General features: G+C 57.3%; 21 protein-coding genes. 9 read left to right on the top strand and 12 right to left on the bottom strand.

All coding sequences use genetic code 11. From position 1 onward, the window contains the following. Positions 1-925 precede the first annotated feature (925 nt). Complete coding sequence (locus F591_RS0110025; RefSeq protein ID WP_019534465.1) at positions 926-1,507, bottom strand: spore coat protein; 582 nt, start codon at positions 1,505-1,507, stop codon at positions 926-928. Between the two features lie 198 nt (positions 1,508-1,705). Between F591_RS0110025 and F591_RS0110030 the strand changes: the two genes are divergently transcribed. Then, complete coding sequence (locus F591_RS0110030; RefSeq protein WP_019534466.1) at positions 1,706-2,674, top strand: D-2-hydroxyacid dehydrogenase; 969 nt, start codon at positions 1,706-1,708, stop codon at positions 2,672-2,674. A 102-nt stretch (positions 2,675-2,776) separates the two neighbouring features. Further along, on the top strand, positions 2,777-4,015 hold the full coding sequence (locus F591_RS27765) for an MFS transporter (protein WP_019534467.1): 1,239 nt from the start codon (positions 2,777-2,779) through the stop codon (positions 4,013-4,015). Positions 4,016-4,676: 661 nt separating this feature from the next. Here F591_RS27765 and F591_RS0110045 read toward each other — a convergent pair. The 5 genes from F591_RS0110045 to F591_RS0110065 form a co-directional block, all read right to left on the bottom strand. Then, complete coding sequence (locus F591_RS0110045; RefSeq protein WP_019534468.1) at positions 4,677-5,414, bottom strand: response regulator transcription factor; 738 nt, start codon at positions 5,412-5,414, stop codon at positions 4,677-4,679. A gap of 16 nt (positions 5,415-5,430) precedes the next feature. Beyond that, the gene (locus tag F591_RS27770; protein ID WP_019534469.1) at positions 5,431-7,227 is read right to left on the bottom strand and encodes a cache domain-containing sensor histidine kinase; all 1,797 of its coding nucleotides are present in this window, start codon (positions 7,225-7,227) and stop codon (positions 5,431-5,433) included. Positions 7,228-7,594: 367 nt separating this feature from the next. Next, on the bottom strand, positions 7,595-8,653 hold the full coding sequence (locus tag F591_RS0110055; protein WP_019534470.1) for a TRAP transporter substrate-binding protein: 1,059 nt from the start codon (positions 8,651-8,653) through the stop codon (positions 7,595-7,597). 36 nt (positions 8,654-8,689) lie between these two features. Continuing rightward, positions 8,690-9,982, bottom strand: coding sequence for a TRAP transporter large permease (locus F591_RS0110060; RefSeq protein ID WP_019534471.1), 1,293 nt, complete (start codon positions 9,980-9,982; stop codon positions 8,690-8,692). Beyond that, positions 9,979-10,482: a TRAP transporter small permease gene (locus F591_RS0110065; protein WP_019534472.1), complete on the bottom strand. Its 504-nt coding sequence runs from the start codon at positions 10,480-10,482 to the stop codon at positions 9,979-9,981. The genes F591_RS0110060 and F591_RS0110065 overlap by 4 nt, the downstream gene beginning before the upstream one ends. Positions 10,483-10,738: 256 nt before the next feature. On the opposite strand from F591_RS0110065, the gene F591_RS27775 reads away from it, so the two are divergent. The 7 genes from F591_RS27775 to F591_RS0110100 all read left to right on the top strand — a co-directional run bounded on the left by F591_RS27775 (position 10,739) and on the right by F591_RS0110100 (position 19,992). Continuing rightward, positions 10,739-12,556: a cache domain-containing sensor histidine kinase gene (locus F591_RS27775; RefSeq protein WP_245581014.1), complete on the top strand. Its 1,818-nt coding sequence runs from the start codon at positions 10,739-10,741 to the stop codon at positions 12,554-12,556. Beyond that, positions 12,543-13,820 (top strand): ABC transporter substrate-binding protein, encoded by a 1,278-nt coding sequence (locus F591_RS0110075; protein WP_425414349.1) that lies wholly within the window; start codon positions 12,543-12,545, stop codon positions 13,818-13,820. The genes F591_RS27775 and F591_RS0110075 overlap by 14 nt, the downstream gene beginning before the upstream one ends. Before the next feature lie 4 nt (positions 13,821-13,824). After that, a complete protein-coding gene (locus F591_RS0110080; RefSeq protein WP_019534475.1) occupies positions 13,825-15,006 on the top strand; it encodes a response regulator transcription factor in 1,182 nt (393 codons plus the stop codon). Positions 15,007-15,136: 130 nt separating this feature from the next. Continuing rightward, positions 15,137-16,447 carry an ABC transporter substrate-binding protein gene (locus tag F591_RS0110085; protein WP_019534476.1) on the top strand — a complete coding sequence of 437 codons (1,311 nt, stop codon included), beginning with the start codon at positions 15,137-15,139 and terminating at the stop codon, positions 16,445-16,447. A gap of 179 nt (positions 16,448-16,626) precedes the next feature. Continuing rightward, positions 16,627-17,472 carry a carbohydrate ABC transporter permease gene (locus F591_RS0110090; RefSeq protein WP_019534477.1) on the top strand — a complete coding sequence of 282 codons (846 nt, stop codon included), beginning with the start codon at positions 16,627-16,629 and terminating at the stop codon, positions 17,470-17,472. Positions 17,473-17,573: 101 nt separating this feature from the next. After that, entirely contained in the window at positions 17,574-18,359 is a 786-nt protein-coding gene (locus tag F591_RS0110095; protein ID WP_245581017.1) for a carbohydrate ABC transporter permease, read from the top strand. Between the two features lie 241 nt (positions 18,360-18,600). After that, positions 18,601-19,992 (top strand): cobyrinic acid a,c-diamide synthase CobB, encoded by a 1,392-nt coding sequence (locus F591_RS0110100; protein WP_019534479.1) that lies wholly within the window; start codon positions 18,601-18,603, stop codon positions 19,990-19,992. Positions 19,993-20,355: 363 nt separating this feature from the next. On the opposite strand, the gene F591_RS0110105 is transcribed toward F591_RS0110100, so the two are convergent. From F591_RS0110105 to F591_RS0110130, 6 genes are all read right to left on the bottom strand, one after another. Further along, positions 20,356-21,432, bottom strand: coding sequence for a GerAB/ArcD/ProY family transporter (locus F591_RS0110105; protein ID WP_026326509.1), 1,077 nt, complete (start codon positions 21,430-21,432; stop codon positions 20,356-20,358). Positions 21,433-21,482: 50 nt separating this feature from the next. Then, positions 21,483-21,722, bottom strand: a complete 240-nt coding sequence (locus F591_RS0110110; protein WP_019534481.1) for a hypothetical protein — start codon at positions 21,720-21,722, stop codon at positions 21,483-21,485. Positions 21,723-21,785: 63 nt separating this feature from the next. Further along, positions 21,786-22,949 (bottom strand): Ger(x)C family spore germination protein, encoded by a 1,164-nt coding sequence (locus F591_RS0110115; protein WP_156829512.1) that lies wholly within the window; start codon positions 22,947-22,949, stop codon positions 21,786-21,788. After that, positions 22,946-24,535, bottom strand: coding sequence for a spore germination protein (locus tag F591_RS0110120; protein ID WP_019534483.1), 1,590 nt, complete (start codon positions 24,533-24,535; stop codon positions 22,946-22,948). Before F591_RS0110120 ends, F591_RS0110115 begins: the two co-directional genes overlap by 4 nt. 130 nt (positions 24,536-24,665) lie before the next feature. Further along, the gene (locus F591_RS32260; RefSeq protein ID WP_211217571.1) at positions 24,666-24,923 is read right to left on the bottom strand and encodes a hypothetical protein; all 258 of its coding nucleotides are present in this window, start codon (positions 24,921-24,923) and stop codon (positions 24,666-24,668) included. 90 nt (positions 24,924-25,013) lie between these two features. Continuing rightward, entirely contained in the window at positions 25,014-25,571 is a 558-nt protein-coding gene (locus tag F591_RS0110130; RefSeq protein ID WP_019534485.1) for a hypothetical protein, read from the bottom strand. Between the last annotated feature and the right edge of the window lie 267 nt (positions 25,572-25,838).

A 25,838-nucleotide genomic window follows, 5' to 3' on the forward strand; every position in this document is an offset into this window, starting at 1 on the left:
TCATGATCTGCTTGATTCGGCGACGCTCCGCAAGAATTTCAATTCGGCGTTCGCGGCGTGATTTTCGTTCTGGCGCATGGTTCGTTGCTTGTGGTACCATGTTGCTAGGGACACTTCCTCTCGTTGGTTATTCGTGGTGGTTTAACCTTTGACAAGAGGCTTGCAGTGTCCTGTTTATTTTGCAAAAAATTGGCAACTTTTTATGACGAAAATGCCTTGTCACAACGTGAATCTCTCAGATTTTGGCTAGGCTACATTCCGAATTCATGTTCAAATCTCTAACGCTTGTGACAAACGCTATTTTGCTGAATCGTACCGTTTTTAAAATGTAACGAAACGTAGTAACGCTATTGGGCCAGAAACGCTGAATCGGGTAGCTCAAAATGCCGAAGTAAGGCTGCTCACTTGCGTTAGAATGTCAAAACGATCGTTTCGAGGGAAATAAGCTCTCTGGCTAGCGTTAGCCCTGGCAAAACAGCACCCTGGGCTAGCGGGCATGAAGAGTGCTCCACGTCAGCGTTCGAGCTCCGCGTTAGCGCGGCCCCTCCCCGGGCACACCCCAGGCGCATGAAGCGACAAATCCTGCACAAAATGCAACATTTTCCGCCCCTTTCGCACCAGAGGAAGGGGAATGTTGCATTTTGTGCAACAATTTGAGCGCGATGGGCTTCAAACCCGGAAACATCGCCCGAAATGTTGCACATTTTACAACATTTAGCCGCAAATAGGGCCTATCCCCCTGTTTTTGTTGTACAAAATACAACATTTGCTGGCACTCTTGAAAATAGCCCGGGGTTCCGGTTCATGTTCATCTTCTGATGGTGCTGCGCTAGGCGGTATGGGCGTCTTTAACCACGCAAATGACGACCGATGACGAGGGAATCGCTCGTCATCGGCGTCGAAAAAGGCCGCAGGCGGGCAGCGGTTATTGCTGCGGCATCGAGCCGTACCCTTCCTGCGACGGCTGATACGTATGGAGGAAGGTTTTGGCGGTATGATCGTTCATTGTCGGTACCTGATACTGCCCTTGCTGGTTCATGACCATGAACACCTCATACGCCTGCTCGGCGCAAGCGATAGACCCGTTCATCAGCATGTGCCGCACATTCGGGTCGGCGCATTCCAGGGACGCCTGCATGTGCAGCTTGGCCGAGTTTTTGTGGCAGGACAGCATTGCGCACAAAATTTGATTGTCGTTCAGGGTGCCCTGCGCGCCGGGAGCGACGGGAGCCGGCTGGCGCAGGCCGTATTGAATTTGCTGCGGCTGCACCTGGCTCGTCATGCCGGCAGCGTCGGTTCTGCCCTGCTGCGGAGCAGCGCTGTAATTGTGCGTGTAGGCAACGAGCTGGTCATACGATTGCATGGCCGTTGCCAGGTGGCGCTCCAGCATGCCGCGAATTTGCTGGTTTTGCGTCATTTGGGCGTAAAGGTTGAAATGGTTGATCAGGTTCAGCTTCTCATTCAGCACTTCATGGACTTCCATCGTTTCGTGTGCGCCGTATGGCATAGGATTTCCAGCTCCTTTTTGTTCGTGTCGTTGTCGTTGGCCGGAGAAGCTTCCAGAGACTCCCTCCAAGCCCCGAAGGTTAATGTTTCCTCTTCACGCAAAAAGTATTACAATTTCTTATTGTAAGTTGTCAGCGATGTGCGGAACTCATGAATCGTTGGCGGTCATGAACCAGGCGACAGAATAGGAGGAGAACCGATGAACATTGTAGTATTGGACGGATTTGCGCTTAATCCGGGCGATCTGAGCTGGGAGCCGCTGGAGAAGCTGGGCAAGCTGACGGTCTATGACCGGACGCCGGAGGAAACGATTGCGGAGCGGGCGGGGGAGGCGGAGGTGCTGCTGACGAACAAGACGCCGCTGCGGGCAGGGACGATCGCCGCGCTGCCGAAGCTGAAATATATCGGAGTATTGGCGACGGGCTACGATATTATCGACACGAAGGCCGCCAAGGAGCAGAGCATCGTTGTCAGTAACGTGCCGGAGTACAGCACCGATTCGGTGGCCCAGCACGTCTTCGCCCTGCTGCTGGAGCTGTGTCATCATACGGGGCTGCACAGCGCCAGCGCCAAGCGCGGAGATTGGGCGGCCAGCGCCGACTTCGCCTATTGGAAGACGCCGCTGATCGAGCTGAGCGGCAAGACGATGGGCATTATCGGCTTCGGCAAGATCGGTCGCCGCGTCGCTCAGCTTGCCAGAGCGTTCGGCATGAACGTGCTTGCCGCCGGCCGTTCCGCGCCGCCGGCGGGAGCGGCGGCCGCCGAAGCGGAGGGCGTCATCCGCACGACGGTCGACGAGGTGCTGCGTCAGGCGGACGTCGTCAGCCTGCACTGCCCGCTTACGCCGCAGACGGAGGGCATGATCGACCGCAGCGCGATCGCCTTGATGAAGCCGGGTGCTCTGCTTATCAATACATCCCGCGGGAAGCTGATCGCCGAGAACGATCTGGCGGAGGCGCTCAATGCCGGGAAGTTGGGCGGCGCGGCGGTGGACGTGCTGTCGAGCGAGCCGCCGGCGCCAGGCAACCCGCTGCTGTCTTGCGAGCGGTGTCTCGTCACCCCGCACCTAGCCTGGGCGACCAAGGAGGCGCGAACGCGATTGATGGATACAGCGGCGAGCAATCTGCAGGCTTTTATGGCAGGCAAGCCTGTCAACGTTGTCGGTTAGCGGACATGTCCGGGGCATTGGCAGTATTCGAGGAGAGACGGGATGTCGCAAAACAATTCATAACAGCCGACAAGAACGGCGGCGGAACCGGAGGGAACGGATATGGAGCCGTGGAAGCGTACGATGTGGATTTTGTGGGCGGGGGTACTGTTATGCAGCGCGAGCTATACGATGTCGGTCCCTTTTCTCCCGCTTTTCCTGCTCGACCTTGGTGTCGATAAGGCCAGCGTCGATCTGTGGGCCGGCATTGTGTTCTCGGCGGCCTTTCTGGTCGGTGCGATCATGGCTCCGCTGTGGGGCTCGCTTGCCGACAAGTACGGCAAGAAGAAGATGGTCATTCGGGCGGGACTCAGCCTTGCCGTCATCTATGCCTTGTTCGCCGTCGTGCAAAGCCCGTGGCAGCTCGTCGGCGCACGCATGCTGCATGGATTCGTCGGCGGGTTCGTGCCGGCCTCCATGGCGATCGTCGCCTCTACCGCGCCGGAGCGACAAATGGGGTGGAGCCTCGGCATGATGCAGGCAGGTACGATGTCCGGAGGCATTCTCGGGCCGCTGTTCGGCGGACTGCTGGCCGAATGGTTCGGGCTCCGCATGTCTTTCGTCGTATCGAGCGTCATTATTTTCGCGGCCGGCATCGCTGTCATCTTCTGGGTTCAGGAAGGAAAGCATGAGGCACGGCCGCAAAACGCCGGCGTGCTGCAGACGTGGAAGGAAGCGGCCGGCAACCGGACGCTGGTGCTGCTTCTGCTGCTGCTGGTCGTATTTCAATTGTCGCTCAACATGGTGCAGCCGCTGCTGACGCTGCATATTGCCGAGCTGCAGGGCAAGCTGGAGGGAGCCGTGCTGTCCTCCGGCATCATTTTCTCCATTATCGGGATTGCCGGCATCCTGGCTTCGCCTTTGTGGGGAAGAGCGGGTCAGACGTACGGCTTTCCGGTCGTGCTCTTGATCTGTTTGCTGGCGTCGGGCCTTACCGTGTCGACGCAATATTTTATATACCAGCTATGGCTGTTTACCGCTGTTCAATTCGTTTACGGCTTTTTTATGGCCGGTGTGTCGCCGGCTGTCAATACGCTGGTCGTGCGTGCGACGGACGCGGAGTTCCGGGGGCGGTCGTTCGGCCTGATGACGAGCGCCAACCAGTTCGGCGCGATGGTCGGCCCGCTGATCGGCGGGGCGATCGGCCACCGTCTGAACACGCACTGGGTTTTCGCCGCCACAGGCTTCATCCTGGCGGCGGCCGGGGCGGCCGTGTGGGCCGGCAGGCGGTTCGGGCGGCGAAGCGCAGGCCCGGGCAAGGAAGCTCCGCTGCGGGCGCATGGACCTTCCCGAAACGCTTAAGTCCCGGCGCATCGAACCGCGGACAACAGCGGCTCCGGCGACAGCGGCAAAAAATAGCGCTTGGTGCGCCGCGGCCCATTTGCACGATCTGATGGTGCCGCGCCAGCGGCATGGGCGTCTATCTTGAAAATTTGAAGGGGATCTACCTGAAAATTTTCTGGCACCGCAGGTGACGACCGATGACGAAGGAATCGCTCGTTACAGGCGTCTATCTTATTTGGCGATATCCGCCGGCAGATCGCCGCCAAATTTTCAAGTGACTCAGCAAATGTTGTATTTTGTACAACAAAAACGGGGGGATAACTCGCATTTGCGGCTCAATGTTGTAGAATGTGCAACATTTCGGGCGATGTTCCCGGGTTTGAAGCAAAATGCGCCCAAAATGTTGCATAAAATGCAACATTCCCCTTCCTCTGGTACGAAAGATGCGGAAAATGTTGCATTTTGTGCAGGATTTGTCGTCTCACATGCCTGGGTATGCCCAGCCCAGGTGTGCCCGGGGTGGGGCAGCGCCAAAGCGGCGTGCGCCCGCCAGCGCGAGTGAGCCCGGCAAAGCGGAGTGACCACCAGCGCGAGTGAGAGCGAGTGACCGCCAGCGCGAGTGCGCCCGGCAAAGCGGAGTTCGCGGGCTGCCGATTGGGCAGCCTTAGGCGTCCATTGCTTATTCCGCGACGCTTTTCCGGTATTCCGACGGAGTGCGCCCGCAATGCTTTTTGAAGGAGGTGCTGAAGTAAGCGAGGTCGGAATAGCCGAGCTGCTCGGCAACCTCCGATACCCGCAGTGAAGTGGTGGCGAGCAGCCGCTTCGCTTCCTCCATCCGGCATTCCACCACAAAATCGAGGAATGTGCGCCCCGTCTTTTGCTTGAACAGCTGGCTCAAGTAATTCGGGTTCAGATGCACGTGCTTTGCCGCTTCGCCTAGCGTGACTTCTCCGGGGAGCTTCCGGCGAACAAAGTGGACCACGCGCTCGATCGTCGATGCTTCGAGCGGAGGTTCGGCCAGCTCTGCCGCCCGTTCCTGGCTTTTGCCGGCCATCCAGCGCTCCAGGCTTTGCCGCAAATCGTCCGCCTCGACCGGCTTCAGCAAATAATCGACGACGCCGCTTCGCAAAGCCTGACGCGCATACTGAAAATCGTCGTAGCCGCTGACGATCATGAGCGGGGAGCGGCCGTACAGGCGCTGAAGCTCGTCGGCCAGCGTCAAACCGTCCATAACCGGCATGCGTACGTCGGCCAGGATCAGATCGACCGGCTTCGACTTGTAGCCGTTGAGTGCCTCCAGCCCGTTGGCATGCTCGGCCACGACCCGAAAAGGCAGTCCTGTTTTTTCCAGGGTATGCTTCAAAGCGGCGCGGCTCCATTTTTCATCATCGACCACCATGATCGTATGCATATCCATAAGTTCTCCAGCTCTCCTAGTCGTGATATGGGATGCGAAGACAGACGGACGTGCCATGTCCGGGCTGGCTGTCAATGGACAGGCCGTAGGCGTCCCCGAATAAATAGCGGATGCGATGATGCACGTTCAGCAAGCCGATATGGCCGCTGCGGGATTCGTCCGATTCGTTTCCGCGAAGCCAATATTGAATCGCGGCCAGCTTGTCCGGCTCGATGCCGACGCCGTTGTCCTCGACGCAGATTGCTAACGTGCCGCGATTTTCCCGTCTGGCGCGGATATGAATATGAACCGGCTTGACGCCGGGCTCCATGCCGTGGATGACGCTGTTTTCGATCAGAGGCTGCAGGGAAAAGCGGACGATCGATATCTTCTCCGCCCATGCGGGAACATCGACCTGATATTCCAGCTTCGCTTCGAAGCGGTACTTCTGAATTTGCAAATAAACCTCGCACACTTGCAGCTCCTCGCGGACTGTGGACAAGTTCGAGCCCTGCTTGAGATTGTAGCGGAGCAGCCGGGCAATCAGCGCGGCCATGTCCGCGATCTCCTCGGTATCCTTCTCGAGCGCCATGCCGCGGATCGTCTGCAGCGCATTGTACAGAAAGTGAGGGTTGATTTGCGACTGCAGCATTTGCAGCTCCGTCTCCTTATGGCGCAGCGTCGCTTCCGTTTCGCGCAGCTTGGAATAATATACCTTCTCGATCAGGTCGTTGAGCCTCTCCGCCATCTTGTTGAAGCCGCGGGTAAGCTGGCCGATCTCGTCGGACGATTCCACCGGCACGCTGACGTTCAGATTGCCCGTCTCGATCTGCTTCATCAGTCGATAAAGCCGGCGGATTGGCCTTACGATCCCCGAGGCGAAGCTCAGGCCCAGCAAATAAGCGGCCAGCAGCGTCAAGCCGACGGTCGCCGAGACGGACCACCCGATAGTGCGGATGCCCTGCGTAATTTCGCTATACGATACGACGGTTGCGATCGTAAAGCCGGTAATGGAAGGCACGAATGTATGCAGCTGCCGCTGCCTGCCCGTCCCGGTCGACACGGAGCCTTGCCGGTCGGGCTCTGCCGGCACGTCGGCGCGCTGTCCGATCAGCGACAGCTGCGGATGATAGACGTAATGGCCTTTTTCATCCAATATATACAAGTATCGGTCGTGCCGGACCGCGACGTTGTCGACAATTTCCTGCAAGCGTTTGAAATTGACATCGATGACAAGCAGCCCGACAGGCTGCAGCGTGAGCGGGCTGACCAGCCGCCTTACGAGCGACAGCACGGGCTCCGAGCCCAAGTTCCGGGCGATCCAGATCGGTCGGCCGTTAGCCGGCACGCTCTCGTACCAGTATTCTTCCCTGAACCGCTCCGCGGGATAGACGCCGCGGCTTCCGTACGTGTCGATGACGCTCAAGTCCTCGAGCACGACGCTGACCCCGGAAAGATCGCCCCGGGAATAGATCGACGACTGCAGCCGGGAGAGCACCTCCGCTTCGATGCCGCTCGCCGCAATTTCTTCGCGGGTTGTCATCTGCAGCAGCCGCTTCATATCGGGATGGTTGACGATCTTCAGCCCCTCGATCTCGAAATCGTTCAAATAGTATTCGATATGCAGCTTGGCTTGCTGAAGAATTTCGAAGCTGGAGGAAGTGTTTTCTCGCAGCAGCTCGTCCGCGGCTAACCGGTATGAGGCAATGCCGACGATCAGAATGGGAGTGACGACGAGCGCGGTAAAATAGACGAAGAGCTTCCTGGCGAGAGGAAGATTCGGCAGAGAAAGGGCGCGCAGCGTTTTGCGCACTATCGATAGCCGGCCGATCATCGGTATCCCGTCCTCCCTTCTTCGTCCGAAATTGGTGCGGCATCGGCGGCTGCAGCCAGGGGCGTCCGCCAAAATGTACAAGATCAGGCGGAGACTGCTCTCCGCCTGATTGCTCCGGCCTAGTCGGCCTTATTGTTGGCTGGCTCCGCTTCTGGCCAGGTGCATTCTGGTCAGCCGCGTTCTGGCTGGCTCTGCTCTGACTGGCCGCGCCCTGGCTTGGCTCCAGCTTCTGGCCAGGTGCATTCTGGTCAGCCGCGTTCTGGCTGGCTCCGCTCTGACTGGCCGCGCCCTGGCTTGGCTCCGCTTCTGGCCAGGTGCGTTCTGGTCAGCCGCGTTCTGGCTGGCTCCGCTTCTGGCCAGCCGCGCTCTAGCCAGCCGTGTTCTGGCCGGACTCCTTGCCCGCCTGCTCCAGCTTTGCCTTGCTCACCTGCTCCAGCACCTCCTTGAATTCGGCGCCGTGCTTGTCGATCACCGAGCGGGTGGCGTCCTGCCATGGCTTCAGATCCGTCACTTCCGTAATCGTAACGCCCGCTTCCTTCAGCTTGGCGATCGCTTCGTCCTCCATCTTCTTCCACGCCTCGCGCTGGGTGGCGACCGATTCCATCGCCGCTTCTTTAATGATTTTGCGGTCGGATTCGGACAGCCGGTCCCAGGCCGACTTGCTCATCAGCAGCACTTCCGGCTGGCGCTGATGGGAATCGACAATCACGTGCTTGGCGACCTCGTAATGCCGGGTGGAATAGATGCTCGGCCAGTTGTTTTCCGCGCCGTCGATAACGCCCGTCTGCAGCGAGCTGTACACTTCGCCGAACGCCATCGGCGTCGGGCTGGCGCCCAGCGCCGAAATCAGATCCATGTTGATTTTATTTTGCTGGACGCGGATTTTTTTGCCCTGCAGATCGTCCAGGCTGGCGAGCGGCTCCCGCGAATAGAAGGAGCGGGACCCCGAATCGTAGTACGCGAGCCCTTTCATCCGGGACGATTCCATGCCGTCCAGCAGCTTCTGGCCGTCGCCGTTCAGGAAGCGCCACAGATGCTCATCGCTGTCGAAGATGTACGGCAGGCTGAATACCCCGAACTGGCTGTTGAATTCGGCCAAGGGCGCCGTATTGACGCGGGTGAACTCGATGGCGCCGAGCTGCACCTGCTCGATGACGGCCTTCTCGTCCCCAAGCTGCCCCGACGGGAAAACGTCGATCTTGATGCGGCCGTTCGTGCGCTGCTCGACCAGCTCGGCAAACTTCTTGTCCCCGATAACGGTCGGGTAGTCGGGGGCGTGATTGTCGGCCAGGCGGAATTTGTACGATTTTTCCGGCGTTCCGGCTCCGCCTTCCGCATCGCTCTGTTGGCCGCAAGCGACGAGCAGCATGGAGGAGGAGAGCGCGACAGCGAGCAGCCCTGCAGTTAGCTTGAATGTTCTCTTCATCGTCGATGATTACCCCTTTGCGTTTAGTTTAAGCGTTTACTGGACGAATAGTCCAGGCAGCCACAAGGAAATAGAGGGAACATAAGTCAGGATGAGCAGATCCAAAATCATGACCAGGAAAAACGGTAACAGCGCTTTCGTCACCTTCTCGATAGAAACTTTGCCGATCGCGCAGCCGACGAACAGCACGCTGCCTACCGGCGGGGTCAGCAGGCCGATGCCGCAGTTCAAAATCATGATGATGCCAAAATGAACCGGGTCTACGCCGAGGCTCGTGACGACGGGCAGCAGGATCGGCGTCAGGATCAGGATCATCGGAGCCATATCCATCGGCGCGCCGAGCAGCAGCAGCAGCACGTTGATGATCAGCAGGACGACGAATTTGTTTTCCGATGCCGTCAGCAGCAAATCGGTCAGCATCGACGGAATTTGCAGGTAAGCCAGAATCCATCCGAACGCGTCGGAGGCGGCGATCAGGAACATCACCATCGCCACGGTGCGGAATGTGCGCTTCAGGATGGTAACTATGCGCGACAGCGGAATATCCCGATAGACGAAGAAGGTTAAAATAAAGGCGTACAGACAAGCCAATGCCCCGGACTCGGTCGCGGTGAACAGGCCGGAGAAGATGCCGCCAAGGATAATGACAGCCGTCAGCATCGACATGAAGCCGTCCAGCAAAATTTTCGGCACCATCTTCCGGTCGATCGGATCGCCCTTCTGGTAACCGCGCTTGCGGGCAATGATGTAGCTGGTGATCATCAGCGACACAAGCAGCAGCAGGCACGGGACGATGCCGGCCAGGAACATGCTGGAGATCGACACGCCTCCGGCCGCAATCGCATACAAAATCATGTTGTGGCTTGGCGGCATGACGACGCCCTGAATCGACGAGGAAGCCGTCACGGCTACGGAATAGTCGGCATCATAGCCTTTCTTTTTCATCGCCGGAATCATGACGGAACCGACCGAGGAGACGTCCGCGACGGCCGACCCGGACAAATTGCCGAACAGCATGCAGGCGACGTTGTTCACGAGAGCGAGCCCGCCGCGGATGCGTCCGACGAACAATTGCGCCAGGTTGATGATGCGCAGCGCCATCCCGCCCTCGCTCATGATTTGTCCGGCAAGAATGAAGAACGGAATCGCCAGCAGCGTGAACGAATTGATCCCCTGAATCATCCGCTGGCCGACGACGATCAGCGGCAGGTCCAAATACCAGATGGTCAGCAGCGTCGAGCCGGCGATCGTCAGCGAGATCGGGAACCTGAGCAGCAGCATGACGACGAACGAGACGACCAGGATCAGAATGGCGACCGTCGTGCTCATGAGATGTTTTCCTCCTCAAGACCTTGATGGCGTCTGGTGTCGATCCCGAAAAACTGGAGCGCCGAATAGACGCAGATCATCACGCCTGTGATCGGCATGACGCCGTATACGACGCTGTTGGAGAACTTCGTCGCCGGCAGCGTGGAATCTTTCATCATCGCCGCGAAATCCCAGCCGTACACGATCAGATACATGCCGAAAGCAAAGGTGCAGACCCGGATCACTTTATCCCAAATCCGGTTGAACCGTTCGCCGAACAAGTTGGTGAAGGCGTCCATCGCCAGATGGATATGCTCCCGGAAGCCGATGGCGAATCCCATGAAAGCGAACCATACGAGCAGCAGCAGCGTAATTTCTTCAGACCACGGCGCGACATAGTTAAACAGCTTGCGGGTAAACACCTGGGCCGTCACGATGAGGACCATGGCGGTCAGCGCGATGAGGATGAATGCTTCGAGAGCGCTATCAATTTTCAAAGCCGCCTTCTTAAGCGTTTTCATAATGGCTTTCCCTCCTTAGGCTTCTCTCGGTTGTACTTAAGCACAAGGTTCATTGTAGCGGCTTGCAAGCGGAGCGATAACGGGAGTCATTTTAGAATTTTTTTTGCTTTTTTCAGGTTTTGATGAAGGAGATAGGGCAGCGTTGGCCGTCTGTTTGTCTGTACAGGAAGGGAATATGCGATCAAAAATAGAAGAATTATGCAAATGCTTGGGGCATACACATGATGACTTCCATGAAATGAGGTGACAAGACAGCGTGTTCCCAGCCCGCCCTCTTCCGATCTTCGTACAGCTGCTTGCTGGTATGTTCCTCATCGCCGTGCTGGCGATCGCCTTGACCAATCTGTTCAATTTTCGGGTAACGTCGGAGCTTGTTTTGAATCGTACGGCGGATTCCACCCAGGAATCGGTCGAACAGCTGTCGGCCAAAATCGACGTGCTGCTCAAGCAGTATGACCAGGCCTCGCAAATGATCGTGTTTGACGAGCGGGTGCAGCAGGCGCTGCGCCGCTCCGCCGGGGAAGGGCCGGCCGATCCGCTCGAGCTGCGCCGCTTCATGGCCACGAAGATAAGGCATATTTCTCCGGACATTCTCATTCATCTGTTCGATCGGGCCGGCAACGCCTACAGCTCGAACGAATCGCTGCAGTTTTTTTGGCGCAGCTACGACGAGATGAGCTCGGTCACCTGGTACGGCAAAATGGAGCGGATGGACGGCCACATGCTGTGGGTGTACGGGCCGGCCTGGCGCGACGGGGAGATTCCGGCCATTATCGGCGGAAGGAAGCTGAAGGACCCGACCCGGCTCGATACGCTCGGGGAGCAGTACGTGGTCGTGCCGGTGGAGAAGATCAACCGCATCATCGGGGAGATTGGCCATCGGGTGGAGCGCAAGGTGCAGGTGATGGACTCGTCGGGAAATATCGTCTATTCGACAGAGCCGCGGGAGATCGGCACGGCGGCGGACCAGGGATTGTTCGCGAAGTTCGGCGGCAGCGCCCAGCCGTTCTTCGAATGGACGACCCGCGAGGAGCAGCAGCGCATGTTCGTCGCCCATGCCATCTCGGAATACAGCGGCTGGACGACGATCGCTTACTTCAAGCCGGAGGCGGTATACAGCGACGCCAGCCGGTTGTGGCTGCACGTGCTGCTGACGATGGCGGCGGGCATCGCCATCGCTTTGGTGCTGGTGGCGTACTTTACCTGGACGCTGACCCAGCCGATTCGCGAACTGGCGGACGGACTAGACCGGATCGGGCGGGGAGGCATCCGAAAAATTCACAAGCCGTTCGCCAGCCGCGAAATTTCCCGTCTCTATGCGACCTATAATTCCATGGTTCAGCAGCTGGAGGAGGTGGTCGAACGGCTGTCGGAGCAGCAGATCAGCGCGCAGCGGGCCGAGCTCGTGGCGCTGAAAGCCCAGTTCAGGCCGCATTTTCTGTACAATTCGCTCAACTTGATCTACTGGACGATCGAGGACGGCCGGCCGGAGGAAGCCCAGGAGATGACGCTGGCTCTGAGTGAGCTGCTGCGCTACAGTGTGCGTCCGTCCGGCGAGCTGGTCGCCTTGGGCGAGGATTTGGCGCAGCTGGACAGATATTTGCTGCTGCAGCGCTGGCGCTACGGCAATCGGTTCACCATTAGCATCGAGGTGGAGGAAGGGCTTGAGCGCTGGCGGGTCATCCGCCTTATGCTGCAGCCGCTCGTCGAGAACGCGTTCCGCCACGGCCTGGAGCAGACGTCGGTGCCGGACTGGCACATTCGTCTGCGCATCCGCGCGGAGAACGGGACGATGCTCTGCACGGTCGAGGACAACGGCGTCGGTCTGACGCCGGAGGCGCTGCAGCAGCTCGAGGAGCGCATCCGCAGCGGCGCAGGGACGCTCGAGAACGGCGGCGGCATCGGTCTGTCCAATCTGCACAGGCAGATTCAGGCGTATTTCGGGCCATCCTACGGGCTGCGGCTGGCGCCCAGCCCGCTCGGCGGCCTGGCCGTGATCCTGACTATGCCGCTGTACGATGCGGAGCTGCCCTGGGCCCCGACAACGCAGCAAGGAGGGGATGATATTGCTTAAACATTTGGGCTGGCGGGTGGCGCTTGCATTATCTGTCCTGTCGCTCGCCTTGTATTCCTGTTCGCCGGACATTTCGCTCATCCGCGTCGCGCCGCCGAAGCAGCGTGCTGTTCTGAGCGTATGGCTGTGGCCCGGCAGCGGGCTGGAGACGATGATCAAGCAGTATGCGGAGGAGCAGAGCGGCGTCGATGTGGACATCGTGATTTCCCAATATGACGATGTGCTGCCTGGGCTGATGAGCTCGCTGGCCACAAGATCGAAAGCGCCGGATCTCGTGCTGCTGGACGCTTCACAGCTTGGCGAAATGAAGCGGTACCGCGAGCAATTTTACAATCTGTACGATTTCGGCGACGAGCGGACCCGTTTTCTGGAGTGGAAGTGGCGCCTTGCGGAAAATCGGGACGGCGCGTTTCTGTTCGCCATGCCTGCGGACATCGGACCGGTTGCCCTAGCGTACAGGCGGGATCTGTTCGAGGCGGCCGGCCTGCCTGCGGAGAGGGACGCGGTGTCGGAGGCGTTCCCGGATTGGGACGCGCTGGAATCGGCGGGGCTGCAGCTGAAGGAGAAGACGGGCGCAGCGCTTTTCGACAATATGAATAATGTATTCCAGAGCTACTTCAACCAATTCGACGGACAATACCTGGGTTCCCGGACCGGCCGCCTTTCCCCGCGGGTGAAGGAGGCATGGGACCGCGCCGTGCGCTTCCAGCAGCTCGGCCTGATCGCCGGACTGCCGTCCCAGACGACGGAATGGGCCGACGGGGCGGTGAACGGCCGCTTTGCCGCTGTGCTCGCTCCTTCGTGGCTGCACGGGATGCTCAAGAAGAACGCTCCCGCTACGAGGGGATTGTGGGATTTGGCCAAAGCGCCGGGACTGCCGTCCGGCTGGAAAGGGTCGTTCCTCGCGATTCCGAAGACGAGCGGGCAACCCCGCGAGGCCTATGCGCTGGCGAGTTGGCTGACGACGCCGCAGCGGCAGCTGGCTACGTTTCGCAGCAACGGCAATTTTCCTTCCACGCCGACAGTGTACTCGACCCGTGATTTTTTGGACGTGCGCGATCCGTTCTTCAACGATGCGCCGACAGGCCAGATTTACGCTTATGCGGCGCTGCGCCTTAACTACGCTTACGGCCATTCCGCCGACAGCTCCGTCGAGAGTCTGCTGCGCGAAGGGCTGAGGCGGGTCGAGAAGGGGGAAGCCCGCCCGGAACAAGCCTGGCGCGATGTGGAGAAGCGCATTCAACAGATCGACAAGGGAGAGTGAGTTCATGTTTACCGTGATGGTGGTCGACGATGAAGCGAATGTGCGCACCCCGATGAGCAGGGCGCTGGCGCAGTGTCAAGGAGTCGATTGCGTGCTGGAAGCCTCTGACGGACAAGAGGCGATCGCGCTGCTGGAGCAGAGGCAGGTCCATCTTGTCATTACCGATATCCGGATGCCGGCCGTAGGCGGCCTCCAGCTGGCGGAATACGTTCGCCGCCGCTCGCCGGAGACCGACGTGTACGTCCTGTCCGGCCATGCGGAGTTCGAGTATGCGACTGAGGCGATGCGGCACCAGGTCGCCGAATATTTGCTCAAGCCGATTTCCAAGCAAAAGCTGTATGAGCTGGTGCAAAAATCGCATGAGGCTTACCGCCGCAGAATAGGGCTGCAGCGGGTGAGCGACATCCGCAATCAGGCGCTGCTGGAGAAGCGCATTCACGACATGCTTCACGGAGTCCCTGTGCCGACATTCGACGAAGGGCTGATTCCGGAGCATAAGCGCATCTGGCTCGTTTCCTTTTCCACGAAGGATTTGCAATCGCTCGGGGACCCCTCCGTCCGTTATTTCATTCGGGAGAGCGCCCGCGAGTCGTTCCGGACGCTCGGCACGCCGGCGGTCATCGTGGAGGACCGCTTGATCTGCATCGTTCTGTTCGCGAAGGAGCTGGCGGACGAAGCGTGGGAGCGGCATATTCGCGAAACGTCCGAGTGGATGGCGGAGAAGCTGCGCATCGAGGTCAAGATCGGCCGCGGCGGCTGCACGGCGGAGATCGGCGACCTGAGCTTCATGTATATGCGCAGCATGCGGTCGCTGGGCTTCACCGAACTGTCGAAGCGCCAGGCCGAAGAGCGCCTGGCGCCGATCGTGCGCCAACTGCTTGCCTATATTCGCAAGGAGTACGCCGGAAGCGCGTCGCTGACGGAGTTTGCCCGCAAGTTCCAGGTGAACGCCAACTACTTGAGCAATCTGTTTCACCAGGAGACGGGGATGACGTATACCAACTATCTGGTCCAGTACCGCCTGACCGAGGCCAAACGGCTGCTGCGCGAAACGGGGCTGAAAATATACGAGGTCAGCGAGCGGGTAGGGTATAAGGAACCGGCCTATTTCAGCCGCATCTTCAAAACGTTCGAAGGGATGTCCCCGGGCGATTACCGGTCTTCCGCAAACAACGAACTAACATAAGTGCAAGAAATCGAAGATCGGTTATCTATACGCCGGCGCTGCATCACACCTATACTAAGTTTGAAAGGGCTTCCGGCGCCGGCGGGGACGCTTCGCGCCGGGAGCGAAATACGATAAAGGAGCGATACCGATGTCAAGGGTGCTTAAGCGTAACGGTTGGATTTCGCTTGCCGTTTCCTCCGTGCTGCTGCTTAGCGCATGCAGCGGCGGCGGCGGGGCGAGCGAAGTTTCGGGCAGCGGACAAGGGGGCAGCGGAGAGAAAAAGGTACAGCTGCAGATGTGGTTTTGGCAAGGCGCAACGTTCGAGAAAATCATCCCCGAATTTAACAAGTCGCATCCGAATATCGAGATTGTGCCGCAAATCTACAAATGGGAGGACGCGCACAAGAAGCTGCTGACGGCTATGTCCGCGGGCTCCGGCGCTCCTGATATCGCGATGGTCGACATTTCCCAGCTGGACCAATTCCTGAAATATCCCGACAAATTCTACGATCTGAACGAATTCGGCGCGAAGGAGCTGGCCGGCGATTACCTGGAATGGAAATGGAATCAATCCGTAGTTGACGGCAAGCAGCTCGGTCTGCCGACCGATATCGGCCCGATGGTGCTGTATTACCGCCAGGACCTGTTCCAGCAGGCCGGGCTGCCTTACGAGCCGGACGACGTCAGCGCGAAGATCAAGACGTGGGACGATTTCCTTGAGGCGGGCAAGGTGCTGAAGGAGAAGACGGGCGCCGATATTTTGTCCAACCCGTACGAGCTGTACGGCGCTATCCGCGATCAGGGCGACCAGCTCTACTTCGACAATGAAGACAATCTGATTATCGATTCGAATCCGCAAATCAAGCGCGCGCTCGAATATTACAAGAAGGCGCGGGAAATGGGCATCGCCGGCGCTTACGACCAGAAGAACGCGCTGCAGGAATACTCGGCGGCGCTCAACTCGGGCAAGATCGCCACTTACATTTCGGCGGCCTGGGGACGCGGCCATGTCGAGACGCGGGCACCGGACACGAAGGGCAAATGGCGGGCGGCCAAAGTGCCGGAGGGCACCGGCAATATGGGCGGCTCCTTCCTGCTGATCCCCAAACAAAGCAAACACGCAAAGGAAGCCTACGAGGCGATCAGCTGGCTGCTGGCTCCCGAGCAGCAGCTGGAAGTATTCAAGCTGTCCGGGAACTTCCCGTCCACGCCTTCGGTATACGGGGATAAGGCGTTCACGGAGCAGGGATACGAGTTCTGGGGCAATCAGAAGCTGGGCGTGCTGTTCTCCGAGGTCGCCAAGGACGTGAAGGTGCAGCGCAAGGGTCCCGATTACCAGACGGTGGAGACGATCATCAGCGACGGCATGCAGGCGGTGGCCGTGGACAAGAACAAGGACCCGGAGAAAGAGTTCTGGGATCTCGTGGAGAAAGCGAAGGCCAAGCTGAAGAACAAGTAGCTCTTAAGGGAGGGAGAAGCGGCCGGTATCCGTACCGCTTCTCTTTATCCCGTTAGCTCGCACCGCATACGCCGCACTGCGGGCGCGTTGGGTAAGCGCGAAGCGGCCAAGCCGTTATTTTTGCTCGAAGGGCGTGAGAGACGTTGAAGGGGTTTAAGGCATACGCAGCGCCATATTTGATGATATCGCCGTTTTATATTTTATTTCTCATCTTCGGACTGTTCCCGATCCTGTTCTCGCTGTACCTGGCGTTTCACGCATGGGACGGTCTCGGCGACATGGAATTTGTCGGACTGCGAAATTTCCGCAATTTGCTGACGGACGACCCGGATTTCTGGATATCGGTCGGCAATACGTTTGCCATATGGTTTTTGTCGACGCTGCCGCAGCTGTTTTTGGCGCTCGTCGTCGCGTTTTTGCTGAATGCCGCTTTTATGAAATTCAAAAATGTGTACAGGGCGATATACTTTCTGCCGAACATTACGTCCATCGTCGCGGTGGCCATTATTTTCGGTTCGTTCTTCGGCAGCCAGTTCGGCCTGATCAACGGCGTGCTGGGCGCGCTCGGCCTGCCGCGGATCGAGTGGCTGACCGACGGCTTCTGGGTCAAGGCCGCTGTATCGCTGATGGTCATCTGGCGCTGGACCGGGTATAACGCGATCATTTATTTGGCGGGGCTGCAGGGCATTCCGAACGACCTGTACGAGGCGGCGACGATCGACGGGGCGAGCCGGATGCAGCAGTTTTTCAGCATTACGCTGCCGCTCTTGCGGCCGATTATTTTGTTCACGGTCATTTTGTCGACGATCGGTGGCATGCAGCTGTTCACGGAGCCGATGATTTTGCTCGGCAACGGCGGCGGAGCGACCAAGGGAGGGCTGACGCTCGTGCTTTATTTGTATAATCAGGCATTCATCAACCAATTGTTCGGCTATGCGTCCGCCATCGCCTGGGTGCTGTTCCTGCTCATCGGGCTGTTCTCCTTCCTGAACTGGAAGTTCGTATCGCGAGGGGAGGGAGTATGATGCGCCCGGAATCCGGCAAGCTATCGGCCCGTCCGGCAGCGGCCTGGACGGCGACCGGCCGCTCCGGCAGCAGGATCGGTTCCGCGCTGGCTCACATCGGCATGACGGTCGGCGCTGTTTTGTCGCTGTTTCCTTTCTATTGGCTGTTCGTGATGTCGACGGCGACGACGGCGGACATGTTCCGCTTTCCGCCGCGGCTCGTGCCCGGCGACCAGCTCTGGGTGAACATCGGGAAGGTGCTGGACAACGTCGGCTTCTTCCAGTCGTTCGCCAACAGCCTGATTGTGGCGGGGCTGCATACGGCGATCGTGCTGTTCTTCTGCTCGCTGGCGGGCTTCGCCTTCGCGAAGTTCAGCTTTCCCGCCAAACATTTTCTGTTCTTCTTCCTGCTGGCGACGATGATGGTTCCGCAGCAGCTCGGCCTCATCCCGCAGTTTATTCTGATGCAGAAGCTGGGCTGGATCAACGAGCTGAAGGCGCTGATCATTCCCGGCGCAGCCAATGCGTTTGGGATTTTTTGGATGAGACAATACTCCCAGACGGTCATCCACGACGAATTGATCAACGCCGGCCGGATCGACGGCTGCAATTCGTTTGATCTGTACTGGCGCGTATCGCTGCCGATTTTGCGCCCGGCGCTGGCGACGCTCGGCATCATCACGTTCCTGCAGTCGTGGAACGATTATTTGTGGCCGCTCGTCGTCATTTCGGTGCAGCAGAAGTTCACGCTGCAGATGCTGATCGCCTCCATGAACGGCGTGTACAGCACCGACTATTCGATGGTTATGGCCGCTACGCTGATGGCCACGGTGCCGCTGATCGTCGTGTTCGCGATGTTCAGCCGCCAGTTCATCGCCGGCCTGATGCAGGGTTCGGTGAAGGATTGACGGGCAGCGGCGAGGCCACGCCATCATGCGGCGAAATGTCCCGCCGCCCGCCGCGCCTGCTCCCCGCTTTCGACGGCACAGCGGCAGCAGGCCGCGCTCCTGGTGGACACGCCGCAGCGGGCGTGATAATATGGCTTTGACCGGCATCTTCTGTTGCAGAAGATGCTTTTCTATGGAATCCGGGCCGGGTGGACTTCCTTCGGGGGACTTCCCCGGATTCGGACCAGGGAGGCGCTTATCCATGAACAACGCCGATCGAACCAGGCGTTCGGTCCGCAAGCTTGTCGTCGCGGGAACCGGAAGCGGGGCCGGCAAGACGACCGTGACGCTCGGGCTGATGGCCGCGCTGCGCTCGCGCGGCCTTCGCGTCCAAGGCTTCAAATGCGGGCCGGATTATATCGATCCGTCTTATCATACGGCGGTTACAGGCCGCCCTTCGCGCAATCTCGACAGCTGGATGCTGCCCCGCGACGCCGTGAAGGAAATTTTCGCCCGCGCTGCAGGCGATGCCGACATCTCCGTCATCGAAGGCGTGATGGGCTTCTATGACGGCAAGGACTCGGCCGCAAACGAAGGCAGCACCGCGGATATCGGCATGCTGCTGGACTCGCCGGTGCTGCTCGTCGTCGATTGCCGCAGCGTCGCCCGCAGCGCTGCCGCCATCGTCAAAGGGTTCCAGCTGCTGGAGCCGCGGGCGAACATCGCCGCCGTCTTCGCCAACCGGGTCGGCAGCGAAGGCCATTACCGCATGGTGCGGGAGGCGATTGAGCAGGAATGCGGCATCCCTGTCGTCGGCTGGCTGAAGCGGGAGGACGGCATCCGGGTGCCGGAGCGGCATCTCGGACTCGTTCCGTCGATCGAGCGGGGCGACCTGAACGGCTTCTTCGCGGAGCTGGCGCGGCTTATTGCGCAGACGACGGACCTGGACCGGCTGCTTGCGCTGTCCGAGTCCGCGCCGGTGCGGCCCGCTGCTTCGCTGTTTGCGCCGAAAGCGCCGCGGCGGAGCGCGACGATTGCGGTTGCCCGGGACGCCGCGTTCAACTTTTATTACCCGGAAAATCTGGAGCTGCTCGAGGCGTACGGAGCGCGGCTGGTGTTCTTCTCGCCGCTCGGAGGGGAGCCGCTGCCGCAGCAGGCGGACGGCGTGTACATCGGCGGCGGCTTCCCCGAGGAATTCGCCGGCCGGCTGAGCGAAGCCGAAGCCTTCATGGCCTCGATGCGCTCAGCCGCCATGAGTGGCATGCCGGTGCTGGCCGAATGCGGCGGCTTCATGGCATTAACCGAGGCGATCGTCGACAGGGAGGGCCGCCGCTTCCCGATGGCCGGGCTCATTCCCGGGCATGTCGTCATGCAGCCGCGGCTGGCGGCGCTCGGCTACCGCGAAATCGCCGGGGCCGCCGGCAATTATTTGCTGCCTCCCGGCTGCCGCGCCCGCGGTCACGAGTTCCATTATTCGAAGTATGTTCCGGGCGAGCGAGCCTTGCCTTACGCGTACGAGACGACGGGACGCGGCGGCGTTCAGCCGGAGGGCTGCCTGCTTCATAATGTGGTGGCAGGCTACACGCATCTTCATTTTGGCTCCTGCCCGGAGCTGGTCGAGCGCTGGCTCGACCGTTGCCTGGCGTTTCGCTAGCGGCAGGCGTGGACGCTGGCGGATGCACGCAGGCGGCGTGCCGGGGAAGCCGGCAGCAGCAAGCGGCGGCCGCGGTTCGCGCAGCGCAAGCCGGGCGGCCTATCGCTCTCGCGTTGGCGTCTATGGTCGTTATCCCGTCGGATCAGAAGGGTGCACGGACGGGGGGAAGACGGCTGGCGCGAAAGAGGCCTGCATCTGGACGCGAGCGAGCACGCTGCCCGACGAAGCGGGCCAGGAGGGCCGGTTCGCTGGCATCTGCCGCCAGAACTTTGCCGCTTTGCCAAAACATTTCTGGAATCGGCATCCGGTGTCAAGGCACGCTCCTTCGCTCCTTATTTGGCCTAAGCGGACAGGGGCAGGGCGTTATCTCGCTATCCTGTTTTTTCTTAGCACCGCAGCCGCCGTAAGGATGAGAACCGGCAGCACGTAGGCGAAAGCCTTCCATAATGGTTCGATGACCGTAATGGCGCTGACCCATCGGGCTTGACCCAGAGAGATTTGGATCAAAGAAAATAAAAAGCCGATGAGTGCGAGCGGAAAAATCAGAATACGATTGTCCGGCAATCTGAACAGATGGGTGATCGTGATATTCAGAATGTATAAGGAGATCACATCTTTCATGTAGGAAGTGATGATCAGCGAGTAGCCCATGAGCGACTCGATTCCTTGAATCGACCCGATTGTGCGGGCCACCTCAAACATCGGGTAAGTCCGATCGCCGGCAATCGGCCCGAACGTCAGGAGTGTGCTGAGCGTGACCGCAATGATGGTCACATGCTCGGCGACCAGAGAAAGGAACATCCCCTTCGTCAAAAGGCGAGTTTCGTCCCGGCGCACGTAAGGCAGCAGCAACGCAAAAAGAATCAGCTCGGTAATCGGAACCCCGAAGAAAAAATAGGAGCCCATCAGAACCGGTTTGAACCCGTCCGGCAGTACGGGACGCAGACCGTCAAACTCGTAATTCGCGCTCCCGATAACGACAATGACCATAATAAAGAAGACGACGCTCATGATGATGACGCCAAACATCCGGGCGAACTTTTCGATACCGGAACGAGCCGTCAGCGCAACAACGAAAAACATCAGCAGATTAAAAATATACAGCGGCGTTTGCCGCATCATCGAAGTGGTCATAAACAAGCCGACATCCAATACGATGCCGGATGTACTGTACAGCTGTACGAATATAAAGGGAATGGCCAAAATCAGTGTGACCCATTTCCCGAGCAATTGCCGGCTGTATTCGATCAGGTTCAAATGCGGAAATTTCCGGTATAAAAACAGCACGCAGGCCAAAAGCACCGCTCCGCCTGCGAGGGAAATCAAAAGGGACAGCCACGCTCCGTTCCGGGCAAATCCGATTAACGGCCCCGGCGAGGTAAGGGCAGCAGACCCTGTCGTAAAAGTAAAAAACAAAGCGATCATTTGGCCCGCACTGATGGGTTATTGATTTTTCACGAAATGCACCTCATATACCCTGTACTTATCCATCAAGAGGAGACTTTCAGAAATTCCTTGATCTGGCCGGCCGGCCTTCCGAACACGGTTTCGAAGAGTGTATGTACGAACGGCCATTCCAGATCGAATACAAGCATCGCGCTCTGATACAACGAAACCATCATCAAAAGGGTGTAAACGAGCACGGTTCTGCCTTTCCGTTCCTTCAATTTCGGAATATCATGAGCCAGAATGGCAGCATATATGATCAGCAGGGTCACAACGAACGCCATCCTCTGCTTAACCCCTCCTCTTCCTCGTTCATCATGCCGCGGCCTGCGAATCGATATTTATCGTTATTTGCTGAGCATCGGTTTTCCTCTTGTCGTTCCGCTGCTGATCATGCGGATTTTCACATGGAAATCAAACTCGCTGTCGACAAAACGCCGCTCCCAGCTGTTCTTCCACCGTTTCCATAAAGCCGGATCTTTTGCATACAGTTTGTTCCCCAGGTCGAGCCCGTCAAACTTTTCCTTTTTGAGCTGGGCGACCGTTTTTTGCAACTCCTTTTCCAGGAACTGCTCGAAATGCTTTGCGAATTTTTTCTCCTTCTCCGGATCGTCTGTCCTGGAGCAGCTGAGCTCCTGCAGAGCGATGTCCATTTTGGTTAATACGCTGACCTTCAACGCATCGCCTTTGATCACAGGCGTTAATGTCGATGTGGAGGAGATGACTTCAACCACCTCCATTTTGTCGGGCTGCGTTGGGCAGGGAACCTGGATCATCCCGTTGTCGAATTCATCCCGGATCATTTTCAATCGATCAACATGCTCGCTGCTTAAGCTGCCGACCAGTTTGCCGGCCTTCAACAGGGCTAACCCGGCTACGCTCGCGGAGGTTTCCGCATCCTTCCGGGCGATGAAAGCATAAGGGAGCATCGTGTTGCCTAATTCGCTTCTTGCCTGCTTGGCCAGCTTCAGCAGGTTGATTTCCAGTGTTCGTTGCGAGTACCTATTCGCCGCCCGTTCATTTTGCAGCAGCTGCTGTCCTGTCGTTAATTCCATCAGCGGTTGTTGATCCAGGCAGTCGGCGGCTTTCCCTTTGGCGATCATCACAGACGATGTAATTCGGGGTTCATGATCCCGATAAAAAAATTCGAGGATTTCTCCCACCCCTTTTTCTCTCGCCAGCTTCTCGCCGATCAGAATGGTGCGCAGATGGCCCCAATGGGCTTTGCGGCCGAGATGAATAGGAATTTTCCGCACGGCTTCGGACACGGTGTTTTCAACAATAGGGATATTGACGTAGCTTTTTTGCCCGCATTGGTTGCTTTGGGCACCGCCTGGGGCCGGTTTGTATATCTGCGCTGTTAACTGCAGCTTGTCGTCTTCCGTTTCATCCAGGGCGATCCCCATCACAAACGACCTCTCGTGCAATTCCAAACTATCCCAACAGCCGGTCAACAGGAATAGGGGCAAGGAACAGAAGGCTATCCAGATCTGTTTTTTCAATGTCATCATTCTTTCCCGGCGAGCCGCCTTAACTGATTTGTCCGCTTGCGCACAGAAGGATATCGGAGAGATTGAAACAACGTTTTCAGCGGAGCTCGAACGATCACGTCCCGCCACTGCTTCGGTCTGAACGGACCGACAGGGGATAAATAAGGTTGTCCCAATACCCGCAAATTGATCAAATGCAGCCAGATCAAGATCAAGGCGATCATTAAACCGTATCCCCCCAATAGTGCCGCCGACAGCATCAGCGGAAATCGCAAAACGCGCAGCGCAATGGCAAAATTGTACTGCGGCAAAGAAAAGGAGGCGATGCCGGTCAAGGCCACGATAATAATCATCATCGGCGAAGCGATGCCTGCGCGCATGGCCGATTCCCCTATGACCAACGCTCCGACGATGCTGACGGCACCGCCGACGGGGCGCGGCAGCCGAATCCCGGCTTCCCGCAGCAGCTCGAAGAAAAATTCCATGACGACTGCTTCGATGATCGCCGGGAAAGGAATTCCTTCCCGGGTGTCGATAATGGTCAGCAGCAAGATGGTTGGAATCAACTCCGGGTGAAAGGTGGATAAAGCAATGTAAATACTGGGCAGCAATAAGGCTATCAGACAAGCGATGATTCTCAGAAAACGGATAAGGCTCGAATAGACGGTTCGCTGGTAGTAATCTTCGCTCGATTGCAAAAACTCAACGAATAAACCGGGACAGATCATGATCGATCCGCTCCCGTCTGCCAGCACGATAATTTTGCCGTCCAACAGGGCGGCGACAGCCGTATCGGGGCGTTCGGTGTACCGGAACTGAGGGAAAGGAGAGTAGGTGGAGTCCTCAATCAACTCCTCAATATAGGACGTCTCCAGGATTTCCCCTTCCTCCAGCTTGCCGATGCGCCTTTGAAATTCCGCGAGCATATCGGTGTTGACGATTCCGTCCAAATAACCGTATGCAACCTTGGTGTTCGTCTCTCCCTTAATCGAGAACGTTACAATTTTAAACCGGGGCGATTTCAAGCGTGACCGAAGCATCCCGATGTTTTTGTCCAAATGTTCAACGGTTCCTTCGCGCGGTCCTTTGACAACCGGTTCCGAAACCGCTTCCGTCACCTGTCTTGTTTCAAGGCGAGCCGCTTTATAGCTGAGCGCTTTGTCCCAGTGGTTGAAAAAAATAAGGAGATGACCGTCCGCTACGTTGTCAACGACTTGTTCAAAATTGTCGACAAGCTGGTGGGATTGCGCAGAGACGCCGTTGTGCTCGAAAAAGGCCATCACGGACTCTGGCGAAATCGTCGTCCCCGGTCCCACTTCGTGCGTGACCAGGTCTTGCAGCGATTTTTTCATGTAATTGAATTCTTTTTGCTGTACGAGCGTCTCGAAATAGACGGAGAATGCGGTATGCTCCAGATCCGGGCCGTATCGCCAAGGAAGGATGGTCAAGTCATCGCAGGCGGAATAAATCGACTCGATCCGGCGCAGGTTTTCCGTTAAGCTTGAAGAGATCGGATCAGGCTGTTTGGAACTGCGAGCAAGCTCGTTGCCTGGCGGTTTGATGGATGTCAAGGCAATTCCTTCCCTTTCCTTGTTGCTTCTATCCATTATTTCCAGGGAGGATTAAAATATAACTGTAGCGAACTGTAGCGATGTATATGGAGCTGGGTTGCGAAGAAAGGCATGAACGCCTTCCTTCACGCGCTTTGCCATCCGCTTCTTCGGCTCCGGGCTGTCATCATCGGTCTTCAAGCATCACTTTCCCGTCGGAAATCGTAAACGTGCGGTCACATAACAGCTGAATATCTTCCTTGTTGTGCGATGTCATTACGATTAATTTATGCTCTGCTTTCACAACGAGTAGTAGAGCGATGGCAATATTGACCATCACATTGAGCAGCGTCATGGCAGGACTACTGAACTGAGGCAGGATATAAAAAAACGAAGAGCTCTGGTAGTGGCTGATCATCGCTAAAAAGATGGAAATGCCCCCCATGATCATATAAACGCTTGATTTCGTCAGCTTCAGCAATAGACAGATTTGAACGAGAACGATGATGATAAAAATACGTTCCTTTTCATTCGTTTATTCATAACAATCTCTCGATCTAAAAAAGATGACACCTATGAGTACCAGGTTCACGAATATCCATCCTCCAATGACGACAAATACATCTTCCCAAGTGATGATCGTCGTTAACGCACTGACCGCCCTAGGCTGAAGAATCATTCGGATGTTATAGGCAAAAAGGGCTGGAAATGAATCGAAAATAAAGTGAATGCCGTATAGCACAATGACCGGAATTAATAGCGCAGCATATTTGTTGGAAAAATGAAACAACATATTGATGCAAAGTGAAAACACAACAAATAATGACATGGCGAGAGCGTTCAAAAACGTATAGATTTGAACCATGTACATAGGATGTGATGAAAACGCTTGATATACAAAGCTTCCTTCATGCGGAACTAATCTATAGTAATACTCTGTCATAACCGTTGTATCAGGAAATAACATATAGGTCATCAAAATATTCATTTCTAAAATGACCAGCACGAAGCCAAACGATAGCAAGCCCGTTGATAAAAACTTCGAGAGCAAATACGTTTTTTTATCTTTTCGGATGATTTGATACATATACATTGAGGTCTGTTTATCCTGATAATAGACGCCTATGACGAGCGATTCCTGTCGTCATCGGTCGTCACCTGCGGTATTGAAATTTTGTCGGCGTATACCGCCAAATTTTCAAGATAGACTAAACCCGTAAGCAATGCGGCAAGAATCCAGAACATCATATTGTATAAGTTATTTCCCAGCTTACGGAATTCATTAACATCCAAAACTGAAACGGATTTTGCCCGATTGTCTTTGCCGAATCGATATCTTTGGAAAAGTGCAACGATACTG

It is taken from the genome of Paenibacillus ginsengihumi DSM 21568, from assembly GCF_000380965.1.
In the GTDB taxonomy this organism is placed as follows: Bacteria; Bacillota; Bacilli; order Paenibacillales; family NBRC-103111; genus Paenibacillus_G; species Paenibacillus_G ginsengihumi.